We start from the raw sequence: 14229 nt of genomic DNA on the forward strand, positions 1-14229 counted from the left end.
ATAATCACGTACATCCCAGTTACCAGGCCTGGTCATATGCAGCCCTATTGCAAGATTTCAACGAAACAGTCGCAACAGACAATATCCAGTTAAAACCCTGTGCCTATCTGCATAATTGTGCCGACTTTACAGTTATTCGCATCCCGTTTTATCAGCAGTATACAGTTACCGAGGTAGGCTGTATTCATACCTGCCAGGGATTGGATGCCGATTATGTCGGTGTCATCATTGGGCCAGATCTGGTGGTCAGGAATGGGGAAGTAGTAACAGATGCTTTTCGGCGCAGCAGTGACGAGACCGCAACCAAAGGGAAGATCAAACGGCTGAAAAATGATCCGGAGGGGACAACCAAATTGCTGGATCGCATCGTTAAAAACACTTACCGTACGCTGATGTCGCGCGGAATGAAAGGCTGCTATATCTATTGTACCGATCCTGAAACAGCAGCATATTTTAAACAGTTAGTAACCCCTTAATCACTCGAATCCACGCATGATACCAGTCGCCGCAGCCGTTATCTTCAAGGGGCAACAAATTTTGATCGCCCGTCGTGCGCCGAACAAATCTCAGGCTGGCTTTTGAGAATTCCCTGGTGGAAAAATCGGAGCCGGCGAAAAAAAAGTAAAATTGTCAGGCTTTGAATCGAAAGGGAACAAATTAGAGCGGGCAGCATCGCTAGAATCTCTAAGTAGCAAACATAAGATTTTGTACAATAGTGATTTGTTGGTTTTTAGATATGTTGATTTTTCAATAGTTTTTCACTTGTTGAAAGATTAAGATTTAGGACGAGGCGCAATTAGAGGAACTGTAACCTGAAATGGCGATGTCTACGGATATTGTCGCAGCAGAGTATACGCTGAGGTTGAAGCATCATATTAACTTTCTGTACAAGATGCTCGAACAGCTTTACAAAAATTGTTTTTTCCATTTAATTATCTTCGTTGCATACACTTTGTATTTAGTAGCCGGTTCTTATGGATTTCGTCAAGCTGGCGAACTGCATTGAACCAGTTCGCAATTATTAAAGTCTGAAAAGCCCTTTGCCAATGTCTCGCATAGACCTTCTTTCGGAGCATAAATGTTTATGAAACAGAGTTTAATATAATTTTTATGTGCGCAAATAGGATGCGTAGTATTGTAGTAGCTTTGAGAATAATGAAATTCAAATCTGCCGTTTATGTGGCTAAAAAAGGATTTGGCATTGTTCTAGGAACAAAGGACAGAAAACTGAGGAACGATTATGAAAATTTATTTAAGATATATCGCAAAGCCAAACGGGAGCGACAACGTTCAAGTCTCTGTTAATTCTGATAGGGTTATCACCTTTCAATTGGAAGATACGAAAATCACAGTAACAAAAGATAGGTATGTATTTCAACTGGAAAAAACCATTGAGTTAGATGAAAATGAAATCAACGAATTAAAAGACTTGGAAAAATTTTATGAAAATGGTGCTGTTAGCTACAAAATAGCTGAACCATTATTTGACAAAATGAAACAGATAGTAGAATACCTGAAGTTTTTCTACGGGATTTCTGAACTTGATGAAAATTTTACGTCAAATGGTGTTCCTGAATGGTCAGAAGACGGAGTAGCATGGAATAAAATACCGATGAAGTATCGCGCTACATGGAAACCAAGCGGACCGGTTTATTATTTGCCTGAATCTCTCTTACCTTGGTTGCCTCTGATAGCTAAGAAAGGAATAAAGCCCTTCTTTGCGTTCAATCATCTTCACAAAGCCTTTAACGAATTCAATACCAGGCATCAGTGGATCAATGCAACCATTTGCGCAGAATTGGCGTTCAAGGAATTTTTGGCAACCTATGACGACAAATGCGTATCATTAATTACATACGCACCATCACCGCCATTGCCGATTTTGTATAAGCAGGTCCTTTTCGAACAGACGGGAGAGAAATCACCTTTTGCTAAAGAACTTGGAGACGGGGCCACAATACGAAATAATTTAATACACAAGCCCAAATATCCTTCCCCGAGCAAAGATGAAACGAACGAATACCTGCACGTTGTTCAGTCGGCTATTTTGCATCTTCAATATCTTTTGTACAAGGATATCCCCGTTTTTGAGTTCTTCTTTAAAAGATCATTGAGCCAATTAGCGCGAATTAGAAACGATAAAAAATAATCTAGTTGTAGGACTTAAGATACTTGTATATGTGGGAGCTATTTCGTAATTCATTATAGTTACAACAATCGGAATAGAGGCATTTCTTGGCAAGTTCGGGAATACATAATATGTCGAAACTCGTTTGACAATTGATCATCTTCGGATTTTACGATAAAAGACTGATAATGGCATTTATCTACAATACCCTATTCTTCATCAACGAATTTTACATTGCTGTAATGACCAATAACCATATTTTCAACATTAAGGTAAGCAGTTTTCAACTTCAGTGAGACTTCTCTATCGTAACTTACGAGAGAGAAGCCAGTGATATCAGCCATCAAATTATTAGGAGGAGGGCTTTGATACGTAAAAAAGTAGCCAAATGGCCTGAAATTTATTTCTGACCATCTACAGAAACCATATCTCGGATCATATACAACGCAATATCCAATCATTCTCTTCTGTACAGAGGCATTTGAATATGCATAAATCCTGATTCCCTCCGGAAATTTCATCGAACGCCTGTCTAAGAGGTATTCCCTTACACCAGGTAAATTGCTGATAACCCCTGAACTATCAGCTACCGTAAACATTAATAGAATTTGCTTGATCACATTCTGAGGCTTAATTGCAAAGTCCCCCTGGAAATATTGAGGATGGGTATTTGCCTTTAAATTTGCCATGCCTTGCTTTGTGAATTTACAAAAATCGTTTACATACCAATTTCCTGTATTGTTGTTACAAGATTCGCAAAGTGCATATTTCCCAAAACCTCGTTGGCTTCTACGGAACTTTCCATATGTTGAACTTTCTTTATCAATCAATTCTTCATGGCCTTGCACCAAAATAGCGGTATTATTAAATGCACACCTAGGTGGTAAATGCTCGAAAGAAAGCACCCCCGCTTTTCCACAAAGTGAACAATTTTTTAGAACTTCTTTTCTCTTGTGTTTTGTTGATGCCATCATTAAGTCGAAAAGTTAAGGTGCAAAGTTACAAAACATGGTCAACCTATTTAGCCTTCTAGCGTGTCCATAGCCCTCTTTGGGAAAGATATATAGCTGATACAATGGTGCATGGAGATACCTTATAGGGTGATTTAAGACAGCACCGAAGCATGTTGAACGCGTAGTAGTGATAAAAGGGATGCTTCCAGAGCATCCATAAACTGCAGCCCTTTGTTTATTTGACACTTAGCGTGCCATAAAAGCAGTTCAAGTATTAGATCGCATCTCAGAATTATATCCTGGGCATCACAGACCTGCCTTCACTATAAATAGATTTAATATAGCATAGAAAGCTGTTCCCAAATATCCTTGGATAGTTTAGAGAAGGGTCGGAGGGCAAGTTTATCTTCTGAAATGTAACCCGGTAAGAGTAAACCCATCAACTCTTCGCGTGTACTGAAAAGCTTTCCCCCATATTGAGCCACCAACTGCTCAAGGTATTCCTCATTATATAAATACTTTTTCTTGATTAGGTCCTGGACGTATATTTTATGAAATTCATAGACTTCCTGTAATTTGAGATCGGTGAACGTATCGTTAAAAACAGAATGCACATCGTAACCAAGCTTCAAATCGTCCAGACTGTCCAAAAAGCTTGCTCCAGTGATCCGAACAGAAAACTTCAACAAATCAGATTCTGAATATTCTTTAGAATGTGGATTATGATAATTCCCTTTTTTATTCGACTTGATGTGGTTACAGGGTTTACAAGCGGGGATAAGGTTGTAGAAGGACAGCGCAAAAAACGGATAATCGTCCTTGTTATAGAAATGGTCCAGCTCACAGGTCGCAATTCCGGATTCCTCCAGGCTGATGATATAGTTACGGTTGCAATAGGGACAGACCGATACGTCGATCAGCGCACAGAATGCAAAACCATCATATTTTGCCCCTGAGGCAGATAGGAACGGAGTTGATCTGGGGGATCTGAACCTCTTATAAATACTTTTCAAATCCTGCAATTCCCTCGCCAGGGCTATGCCTGCCGACTTGTACTTTCGGACAAGAAAATCCATTTTTATCGGGTCGGCTGTCAGAACGGTGCGAATATCTACTTTTGGCCCGAAAACACTTGTTAACCAGTTATCAATGGCTATCAGGGTCCTGCCTCGTTTGTACCCTTGAAGGTATTTGTAGATCAAATCCGCATGCTGCTCGGCTTTGCGATGAACATTAAAAACTCTAATTGGAACCATCTTGATCCTCCATCTTTTTAATCCGGGTTTCCAAAGATTTTATCTCCATCCGGAGGTCTGCCAAATCTTTTTGCTTAACGGCTAGGTTGTTGTTGAGCTGTTTTTGGAGAAAGCCTCTGAGCAGCGGTTCGCCGATGATATCTATGTAGTGCTGCACAATATTCCAGTCCGGAAATTCTTCATCAAACTCCCGCTCCCTGTTCACCGTGCTGATCAACCTATCGATTTTTCCTTTTGCAAACTTTCCCATCAGAGTCTTTTTCATAAAGAAAGAATCAGAATAGAGCGTATTGATGTTTGCACCGAAGGTGTGCTTCAGGTTCATAAGTCCATCTACCACTACACAATTTCCCTCCGCATTCCGGTCCAAAAAGTTGATCATCGTTTTGGGAAGATCAGAAATTACGAACGGAGAATGTGAGGCCACGATCAACTGAATGGATTTTTCTTTCAAATGTGCCGTCAAAAAAATGATTAAATCATCGAGCAACTTGATCTGCCAGGCCGGATGCAGACTGACTTCAGCCTCGTCCAGCATGATGACAACATGTTTACTCTGGTTAACCACTTCAAATTGAAAAGCGTAGTGGAACCTTGAGTAAAGGTTGAGCATCGCCAATTCTCCAGAACTCATTCCCTCCCAGTGGAAGGCTAGTATCGAAATTTCTCCGGTAATATTCTTATATGCGTTGAAGAACCTGTAAAACACGGTCAGTGTATCTTTGTTCAGGGGCGTTTCGATGATATCGTGGTATTCATAATCAAATGTATATTTTCCATTGCGCTTCCTGGCGGAAGAAACTTTGATGAGCTCATTAAGACTAGTCAAAAACCCTTTGATCATTATGGAATCCTCCGAATTGAACAGCGCTACCAGCGCTTGGTCATTATCATTGAAAATAATATCGGAGAATTCTTCTGTCGTTACCTTCTTAAATTTATGCGGTCGCCGGAGCTGGAGTACAATCAGGATCTTATGAATGAATAGACGACGGTAGATCCTTTTCAAATCGTCTTGTTCTTCTGATTGCATGTTACCCCAGGGTTTGTGCAAGATTGCATCAAACTGATTAAGACCGCTTTTCTTTAAGGAATCGGAATAGTTCTCAAGAAATTTATTATGCTGATTTTCAATACGGACGATAACAGAACCCGGTGGATCGAAAGGGAGTCGATGATCGTTACTGGCCAGAAATTCAATCTGTCTTTCAACCTCCAAAATGTTAAATGCTGTCACGGAATCTATCCCTTCCTTGGGAATAATGGCGGGATCATAACGATAATACCTATTATCATTTATACTCGAATTAAGCAGATGGTTCGTTGAAATGTCGACCAGCTCAAACATGTAGTTTTCTTCCCTGCTGTCAAATATGTTCGAATAAAAAATATACGCATTTTCGTGCAGTTCATGCTTTTCATCCGTAAGCGCCTCCGAAACATTAGCCCCTGATTTATCTACTAAATAGGGTAGTGAATCCTTAAAGCGCAGCACTTCGAAACCCTCTGATTGCAACTCGGATTCGTTTGCAAGTGGGATATCTATGTGAAGGTAAATAGTTTTGTTAAAAACTGCTATAGCGCTCAACCCCTCAAATACTATACTACTGCTCACGCTGAAAGAAGCAAGAAAGTATTTGATGAATTCAAATAAATTAGATTTGCCTGCCCCGTTAGCCCCTATAATTCCGGTCACAGAACTAATTTTTCCTGGAAAAAAGTTTGGAAAATAGTTAGGGTTAACAGCAATATCGAGGATTGCCTGGTCGGGATCATAAGTGATCCTGTACCTATCAGAAAAAGAGAAACCCTGCTCTTTGATATTTTTAAAATCCCGTATCCAGATATAGTGGAGCTCCATAAAATAAATTTTGATTAAAATAGCTAATTTAGCAATAGCGGCAATTTAAAATCCATTCCCTTTAACATACACTACCAGTTGAAAACTTTCTTTTTCCCATCAACTCTTTTAGCCTTATCTTAGTGCATCCCCAGTTTTTATAAATGAATTTACAGCATGGACCAAATTGTGACCTATGAAACTCCAACTATTATAAAACCACCAACTGAGGAACGACCTATTGCGTTAGCCAATAAATCATTCCCATACAATAGCTTGGCCGATGATCGTAGGTTCGAAGAACTGGTGTACAGCATTTTCCAGACCCGGATTAAAACCGGAGTGTTCAGGGGATTCGATGGTATTAGCTTGATGAGCGGAGTTCGTGACAAAGGCCGCGATTGCGTGCTGATCAGAGAGGGGAAAAATCACGGTCTGGTCCAGTGCAAAAAATATAAGAATAACCTTGGCAAGCAAGTCTTTGGAGAAGAGATTACCAAGTTCGTGATGTACAGCCTGTTGAACAAAGATCTGATCCCAGACCGGAATGACTTCGTATACCATATAGCGGTATCGGAAGGATTTGTCCTGGAATGCAGCGACTTTATCGATGACTTCAATAACCTTATAGCCAGCGAGACTGAACTGGCATCCTGGATCGGCAAGAATCTTCGCCATCCTACCTTGGCTGTGTTGAAGCTGGACAACGTCGAACCTGAGGTACGCGATATCCTGACAAGGATCAAGGTCAAGAAGATCTTTCCCCAAGACCTGGACAGTTATCTCTCTGAACAGGAATGCAGACATCTACAACCGCTCTTTTTTGAAATCAGATCCCTTATCGACAATCAGCCCGTTGAGGAACTCGCCCGTGAGTTCAGGACGTTTGCGAGCGGGGAACTTAAAAAAGAACAATTAGACGAAGAGCTCAGCAGCGGATCTTCCAGTCTGAAACATGAAATCAATCAGTTTGAAGATATACCCAACTCACATGTACAACGGTCGGAGACCTCAGACCTGCTACAATGGTTAGAGCAACCTGCTCAAAAGGATGATAATGGCAGAGAGCTAAACATCTGTTTGCTTGCGGGAAATGCCGGCATTGGGAAAACGGTGATCCTCAAAGATCTTTACGATGAATTGAAAGCCGGTGATGTGCCCGTTCTTGCTCTAAAGGCGGATAAACTGTACGCGACAAGCATAACAGAACTACAGAAAAAAATAGGTCTTCCAATTCCCGTTTTTCAGTTTGTAGAACAGTGTAAGCAGAAATATAAACAGGTAGTGTTGCTCATCGATCAAATCGACGCGCTCTCACAGGCAATGTCGGCCGACCGGAGCTTTCTTGATGTCTATAAATCCTTGATCGACCGTTACACACACGATCCAAACGTGCGGATCATCATATCCGTGAGGCTCTTCGACCTTCATTATGATCCTTCCCTGCGGGTATACAAAAACATAAAAACGATCCAAGTAGCGCCACTGAGCGAGAGTCAAGTGTACGGCCTGCTCGATAAAATAGGCATTAAAGCCGTACAGGTTTCGACAAAATTGCTTCAGCTGCTCCGGGTACCCAATCATCTCAATATTTTCGCGCGCATCGCACCTGGTTTTAGCGAAAACCTGGGGATCACCAACATCCAGGGACTGTACAACGAGCTGTGGAAACAGAAAGTCGTCAGCAAACCCAGAACACTCCGACTTCAGCCCAAAAGGGTTAAGCAATTGCTTTACAAACTGGTAAAGCAAATGTACCTATCGCAGCGTATCTCGCTGCCAGAACAGCCCTTCGAAGATTACGAAGCGGAAATATCCTATCTGGGCAGCGAGCGGATTCTTAAACGAGAGGATATGCAAATACAGTTCTTCCACCAAAGCTTTTATGATTTTGTATTTGCCAAACGCTTTGTGGAAAAAGGGGAGGACCTGATCAAGTACATCAAGAAACAGGAGCAGTCAATAATGATTCGTTCCGCGCTGAAGATGATCCTGAATTACCTGCGGGAGTATGATCCTCAGAAATATGAGAAAATCATGGCTGATCTGCTGGAAGATCAGGATATCTTGTATCACATTAAGCATATGCTGGTTTCCATGCTGGCATTTCTTGATCATCCGAGCGTAGAAGAAAAAGAAATCATAGCAAAGATATTGTCTACATCAGTCCATCTTAGCAGCCACTTTTTCGAGCAGGCTCGTTCTGAAGATTGGTTTGAATTCGCGATGGATATGGACATCCTTTCTTTCTTCCAATCCGGTACAACGATTGACTGCGATATGTTTTCTGATTTTTCGCGAAACCCAGAGAACAGCAAACAGCAGCTGGAATATCTCCAACACACGGCGTGGCTCTTTCTCAGCCGCTTCGTAAAAATGAAAAGTGCCAGGGCCTGGGACTTCCTGCCCGGAATCAAAAATGTTAATATTGTAAGAAGCTTCCTTTATGAATTCGACGATTGGTCGTTCCAACCTGCATATGATGTTCTGGAAAATTGCGGAGACTTCATGGGCGATGACGAGTTTGGATATCTGCATATCCTTGAAAAGATTGCAACACACAGGCCTGAATATGCTTGGACCAAGGTCAAAACACCATTAAGTTTAACGGCAAAAAGTGATAAGAATTCTCATAGTGAATTAGAGGAGGCCGGGCTGTTGAAGCTGCTAGCTGAAAGCATTCCGGAAACAATGATACCAACGCTTGAGGAGATCGTTGTAGGAGACCTGCCGTCAGAAAACATCTTGAGCGGGCCATTGATTGGAGATTATAACTTTACCTGTACCAATCTCCATGACTCGGAAGATCTCATCGGACGTGAGTATTTCTATCGACTCCTTGCAGTCTGTCTTCGTAGGGTGGCAAAAAAAGATGCCGAGGAATTTCGCGCGTTTCTTTCCAGGCATAAGAAGTCCAAGCACGAAGCTATGCTCCGGTTGATCATTTTTGCTATAGAAACTAATGAAGCCAAGTATTTCAATGAGGTGTTCGACCTATTCTGCTACATGCGTGACATCGGGGCACTGATCGAGGGACAGGATTTCAGGGTGGAATTTCGTAATGTATTTGAAGTTGCTTTCCCGCATTTTTCTAAAACACAAAAATCGAAAGTTGTATATACCTTACAAACCCTGGTCAATAAACAAGAGATTTATATTTATAAGTATCAAGGAACACCCAAATTTGGAAGCTATTGGGGAAGGGGGAAATATGCCTTCCTGCTAAGACTTCCTGAGGATACATTAAAAGAGCATCCGGTACTGAAAAGACAATTACTAGAGTTGGAACGTAAGTTTGGACGATACCTTGACAGATCCAATAACGGTCCGGTGCTGGCAGGAGTGGTCGGCAGGCCCTTACCTGAAAATGCCTATTCTAAGATGTCGGTAAAACAATGGTTGAGCAGCTTCCGTCGGTATGCCGTTAATAGGGATCCTTTTGGAGGAGTTTTTTTCAAAGGAGGGATAGACGAGCATTCGAATGCATTCCGGGATGCAGCAAGCAAGGAGCCGGCCGAGAAAATGTTCAGTATTATAGAAAAGTCGTTAGCAGATAGGGAGATCAATATTATTTATCCAATAAAAGGCCTTTGGGGGCTTGTGGATGCTGGTGCCGAGCATTCCAGGGCCATCGCCATAACCAAGAAAATTCTTGAACACCCGGAGGTTAACAGCGAAACTCGGTATATATTGTATTTCATTGAGCCCCTTGTTAGCGGGGAGCAAACTGACAGCGAATTAGTGCAATTTTTAATTACCCAATCTGAGAATTACGCCTACCTAAAAGATGATCGTAATGAAGTTACCGGCGAGACTAGTGTCGGAGGCCTAATCACAAGAGGTATTAACACCATTCACGGATCAGCCGCCAATGCCCTGCTATGGGTTCAGGATTCCCAATTTGAAGAGCCTGTGTTTGCAGCGCTCGAGTGCCTGTTATCTACTGCGCCCGATGAAACCCGGGCGGCACTTTACTTTCGATTCGCCCACCTCAACAACCTGAATAGGGGCCGCGCATATGACCTTTTTCGGTCATCCCTGATGAAGGAGACTAACATTTTTGTCATCGCTTGCTCAATATGGTCGCTTCAATACATGGGGAACATAAATTTTCAAGGATTGATACCGGTTTACGAGAAACTGGTGGTTTCGGATACTTTAGGCAAAGATGATACGAACTGCCTGGTTTCGATCCTGTATTTTTCCTACCTGTTCGATAAACCAGGAGCAGAAGAACTGCTCTATAAACTGTTCGACAACAATCCCAAAAGCCGTGTGCGGGCACTTAGCGAAAGCTGTAAATACTATTATTTCAATGAGGAATCAGCGGAAAAAACACGTCCGCTACTTATGTATCTGGTTAACAAATTTGCGAACGATCCAGAAGATCACATGCAGATCAGGCTATTTCATATCGATCACATAAAGCTGAAGGATATCTATGATTTTCTGGAAGCCTATATAGATTCGGCAAGTTTTACGTTTTCCGGTAATCTACTGAAATACCTTACACAACAATGCCATTCTGATGCCCAACTGAGTGTTCAACTCTTCAAACGGGCAATATCCAGAACTGTAGCAGAGAAGATCAAAAGAGAACATATGCGGGAAAAAGATGGGTATACCAAATTCATTGTCGGGGCCTTAACCGCTATCAAGGGTAAAGATGAAACCAGCCGTCGTTATAGACAAGAACTATTATTCTCTTTCGACACGATCTTGAAAGACTATCAGTATAAGTCGGACACAGAGAGAGTACTGGAAGAACTATTATAGATTTTAAGTTCTTCCCAGCCCTATGGCCGCACCGGAAGTACGGGCATCTTGATGCTTATCCGTTTAGAATAAAATGAGAAGTATTGAAAAGGAGGAAGATTGTTTATCGAAAAATGGGGGAATGACGAAACGAAAAATGATTATGAATGATCTTCGCTAATAGACGATTCTTGCAGTCTCTTTATTATTTTATTTTTTTCATTGAAGTTCTAAATAGGAATTGTACTTTTACAATTGTAAAAATACAATTAAATGAGCAAACGTGAATTTGATGTTGATGAACTGCTCGGTGGATTATTTCCAAAAGAATCTTTATCTGACATCTTTGAAAAAAGGCTTAAAGAACTTGACATGTTACCCACTCAGTCGTTAGATATTTTGGGAATAGAATATCGGGCATTGCAAGGGTTCCTTAATGGATCGAAAAAAATGATTGATGCGACGAATATCTTTAGATTGGCTAATTTTTTAAAAATGCCTCGGGATAAAGTAGCATCGCTTTTTCTTGATGCTTTAGAAAAGAATTTTTCAGATTCGGACTATCCTCAGTCAAAAATTGATTTCATTAAGGCAAACTTTGACCTTGCTGCACTTCGTAAAGCTGGCTTTATCAATAGTATAACACATTACAGAAACATAGAAAATCAAATAAATCGTCGCTTTGGCTACGCTTCGATATTTGAATATAAACCAGTAAACAAAGGTATAGCCTTTAGTTCAGGCATGATTCAACCGAAAAATCTTCAAAGTAGACAGGTTTGGATCAAAAATGCTATCGAGCGATTTGAACGATTGAACAATCCTTATCCCTACGATAGAGATCGCTTAATCAAATATATCCCCTCTATCAGGTGGCAATGCACCAATGTAAGCGAGGGCCTTCACTATGTAATTTCCGATCTTTATCGATTAGGAGTAAGTGTTTTATATCAAAGTCCCTTGTCAAATCTTCATATTAGAGGTGCTACCCTTGTTATTAACGAAAAACCTTGCATAGTACTTACAAACTATAGAAATTTTTATCCCACCCTTTGGTTTGCATTGATTCATGAAATTTATCATACATTATTCGACCTTGATGAAATAAAAACTAATGTATATCATGTCAGTGATGACGACGCTAAAGATCTTGCTTTAAAAGAGAAAGAAAACAAAGCCGATTGTTTTGCAAGAGATTATCTTTTTTCAAAAGACAAGCTTGCTGCTGTGAGACCGCATATAAATAACAGTTCATTTGTAAATACTTTTGCTGAGAAAAACCAAATCCATCCAAGTTTTATCTATCTTTTCTATGCATACGACTCGGGAAATGATGACACTAAGGCATGGCAAAGGGCCCAAAAATATAACCCCCCATTCGATGAACTTATTGATATGCTTGATTTGAAATGGACCGATGAAATATCCATTGACGAAAACATTAAAGCTCTAAAAAACACTCAAATCTATAATTAATATGAAAGAAGAAACAAGTAATCATCGAACAGAACGGGTATCGCCGATTACTCCATCCGTACAAAAAGTTGATGATCGAGATGAAATAAGTCGATTGTTGTTGTTTGAAACTGAGCGGCTTACGAAAGAAGCATTCTCGGAGAAGAACCGTATCTTTGAAATGGAAGCTCGGGAACTGCTGAACGGGGCTTCTTTCAGCATATATGATAAAAAGGAGGAGTTCAAACAGTTTATAGCAGAAAAAGAGAGAAATTATGAACCAAAATTCAGTCAGTTCTTCAGACTGCTAGGCGACCTTTTTAATTGGACAGAGGAAGAACGTAGAAACTTCAGAAAACCGAGAATTGTAGCTCTAACCATAAATGAGGTCATTTATAAACGTTTTCCTGAGGGGCTATTGGAATATGTTCAAATGCATAATCGGTATATTGGTTACTGCCTGCGTCGAACAAAGAATTACAAGTTACTGAATGATGACGGGATACTTCGATTAGAAAAATATATCGATGATGCTAATATGATAATGCCGAAGTGCTCCGACTATTACACTTTTAGGGTTAAGATGTTTGAGCAATTCGGAGTATCGTATCAAATGGATTTATTTAGAAGCTAACTATAGTCATACTGCGATATTATAAATATAAAGCAACCGCATTGTTAAAATGCCTTTTAATCGAATCAACAAAGTGAGGTGGGCTAACGACCTTCATACTGTCCGCGTAAGACAAGATTAATTGCTTAATTTCATAGTTAATAATCAACTGCAAGCTAACTTCAATACCGGGTCGATCCATTAGGCGTTTTGATTTTTGAGAGCCGTGAATCGGCTTATTCATGATGTATTTGGCGGTATCGCCGTAAATTTCTATCCTAATCAATTCGACTTCAGCGCCTTCTGGCTTGGTGACCCCAACAATGTCTTCAAAATATTCCTCCCAATCTTCAATGTCACTCTCAATAAAGGCAGAATCGAATTCTTCGACGGCAATTATCCGGTCTACGGCCATGTTCCAATCCTTTTTTGCTCGCTCAGGATTGTAGCCGAACAAAAACCAACGATTGTTATATTGTTTTAAATGATAGGGATGCAGCAATACTTGATAAGATTCCGCAGCCTTAAAATCCTGATAGGTAATTTTAAGCGGTATGCGATGATGTAATGCGTTAAATAGCGTTCCCAAGTGTTCGTTGCCTTTCAGAAATGGATTATGGTCAAACGCCGCTTTAAGGTTTTTGGTTCCACCCGACGGGCTGTGTTGAATTTTTGCAAGTAATGTATCTAATCCGTCAAACTGCGGTATACCTTTGAATTGATTCAGTACAGATAGAGCAGATCGGAGTTGGTTCAACTCTACGGCATTTAAAGGCATATTATTTATTGAATATTTTATATCGGCATACCTGTAAAAAACTTTACGCCCAACACGGTGCCTGACCAACACGACACTCCATCCCTCACTACTCTCCATAAAAGAAATATCATCTAATAGTTGACGACGACTGATCCCCCGATATGAAGGGTCCAATTCGGACATTACCTTATTACATTCCGATATCAGATCATCAATAAAATACCGTTTACCCGGATTTCTGAAGCACTGATCCAGTACTTTATACCGGATCAATGGATTTTTTGTAATGGACATTCTCTTTTAAAGTTAAAATTATTAAAAAAACGACAACTGTGAAGCAAAACTGCACAGTTGAAACTTATATTTGTTTCGTTCTTTGAATGTCTGCTGAACATTGATTTTGCCCGCTGGGTATCCTTTACGGAAATCAGATCGGCCGGCTTACGGTAAAACCGTACAAAACAATGTC

9 protein-coding genes are annotated in these 14229 nt (G+C 40.6%); 5 read left to right on the forward strand and 4 right to left on the reverse strand.

Translation table 11 applies throughout. The annotated features are described in order from the left end of the window. Both DDR33_RS24205 and DDR33_RS24215 read left to right on the forward strand, forming a co-directional pair. Positions 1-476, forward strand: a 476-nt coding sequence (locus DDR33_RS24205; RefSeq protein ID WP_146198849.1) for a DNA/RNA helicase domain-containing protein, incomplete at its 5' end; no start/stop codon positions are given. Between the two features lie 764 nt (positions 477-1240). After that, positions 1241-2149, forward strand: coding sequence for a hypothetical protein (locus DDR33_RS24215; protein WP_109418386.1), 909 nt, complete (start codon positions 1241-1243; stop codon positions 2147-2149). 188 nt (positions 2150-2337) lie between these two features. Here the strand turns inward: DDR33_RS24215 and DDR33_RS25645 are convergent, their stop codons facing one another. The 3 genes from DDR33_RS25645 to DDR33_RS24230 all read right to left on the reverse strand — a co-directional run bounded on the left by DDR33_RS25645 (position 2338) and on the right by DDR33_RS24230 (position 6198). Continuing rightward, the gene (locus DDR33_RS25645; RefSeq protein ID WP_146198850.1) at positions 2338-3102 is read right to left on the reverse strand and encodes a hypothetical protein; all 765 of its coding nucleotides are present in this window, start codon (positions 3100-3102) and stop codon (positions 2338-2340) included. Positions 3103-3416: 314 nt separating this feature from the next. Continuing rightward, on the reverse strand, positions 3417-4337 hold the full coding sequence (locus DDR33_RS24225) for an HNH endonuclease (RefSeq protein WP_109418388.1): 921 nt from the start codon (positions 4335-4337) through the stop codon (positions 3417-3419). Beyond that, a complete protein-coding gene (locus DDR33_RS24230) occupies positions 4324-6198 on the reverse strand; it encodes an AAA family ATPase (protein ID WP_109418389.1) in 1875 nt (624 codons plus the stop codon). The genes DDR33_RS24225 and DDR33_RS24230 overlap by 14 nt, the downstream gene beginning before the upstream one ends. Before the next feature lie 156 nt (positions 6199-6354). Here DDR33_RS24230 and DDR33_RS24235 point away from each other — a divergent pair, with 156 nt between their 5' ends. The 3 genes from DDR33_RS24235 to DDR33_RS24245 all read left to right on the forward strand — a co-directional run bounded on the left by DDR33_RS24235 (position 6355) and on the right by DDR33_RS24245 (position 13021). After that, complete coding sequence (locus DDR33_RS24235) at positions 6355-10953, forward strand: ATP-binding protein (RefSeq protein ID WP_109418390.1); 4599 nt, start codon at positions 6355-6357, stop codon at positions 10951-10953. A gap of 252 nt (positions 10954-11205) precedes the next feature. Continuing rightward, positions 11206-12408 (forward strand): ImmA/IrrE family metallo-endopeptidase, encoded by a 1203-nt coding sequence (locus DDR33_RS24240; protein WP_109418391.1) that lies wholly within the window; start codon positions 11206-11208, stop codon positions 12406-12408. 1 nt (position 12409) lies between these two features. Further along, positions 12410-13021: a P63C domain-containing protein gene (locus tag DDR33_RS24245; RefSeq protein WP_109418392.1), complete on the forward strand. Its 612-nt coding sequence runs from the start codon at positions 12410-12412 to the stop codon at positions 13019-13021. Between the two features lie 19 nt (positions 13022-13040). Here the strand turns inward: DDR33_RS24245 and DDR33_RS24250 are convergent, their stop codons facing one another. Further along, positions 13041-14054 (reverse strand): helix-turn-helix transcriptional regulator, encoded by a 1014-nt coding sequence (locus tag DDR33_RS24250; RefSeq protein ID WP_109418393.1) that lies wholly within the window; start codon positions 14052-14054, stop codon positions 13041-13043. Between the last annotated feature and the right edge of the window lie 175 nt (positions 14055-14229).

Origin of the sequence: Pararcticibacter amylolyticus (assembly GCF_003130405.1) — a bacterium.
In the GTDB taxonomy this organism is placed as follows: domain Bacteria; phylum Bacteroidota; class Bacteroidia; order Sphingobacteriales; family Sphingobacteriaceae; genus Arcticibacter; species Arcticibacter amylolyticus.

Bases quoted from the DNA above. Each gene is read 5' to 3' on its own strand.
- DDR33_RS25645 (WP_146198850.1), bottom strand. From the start codon at position 3,102: ATGATGGCATCAACAAAACACAAGAGAAAAGAAGTTCTAAAAAATTGT.
- DDR33_RS24215 (WP_109418386.1), top strand. From the start codon at position 1,241: ATGAAAATTTATTTAAGATATATCGCAAAGCCAAACGGGAGCGACAAC.
- DDR33_RS24230 (WP_109418389.1), bottom strand. From the start codon at position 6,198: ATGGAGCTCCACTATATCTGGATACGGGATTTTAAAAATATCAAAGAG.
- DDR33_RS24245 (WP_109418392.1), top strand. From the start codon at position 12,410: ATGAAAGAAGAAACAAGTAATCATCGAACAGAACGGGTATCGCCGATT.
- DDR33_RS24250 (WP_109418393.1), bottom strand. From the start codon at position 14,054: ATGTCCATTACAAAAAATCCATTGATCCGGTATAAAGTACTGGATCAG.
- DDR33_RS24240 (WP_109418391.1), top strand. From the start codon at position 11,206: ATGAGCAAACGTGAATTTGATGTTGATGAACTGCTCGGTGGATTATTT.
- DDR33_RS24235 (WP_109418390.1), top strand. From the start codon at position 6,355: ATGGACCAAATTGTGACCTATGAAACTCCAACTATTATAAAACCACCA.
- DDR33_RS24225 (WP_109418388.1), bottom strand. From the start codon at position 4,337: ATGGTTCCAATTAGAGTTTTTAATGTTCATCGCAAAGCCGAGCAGCAT.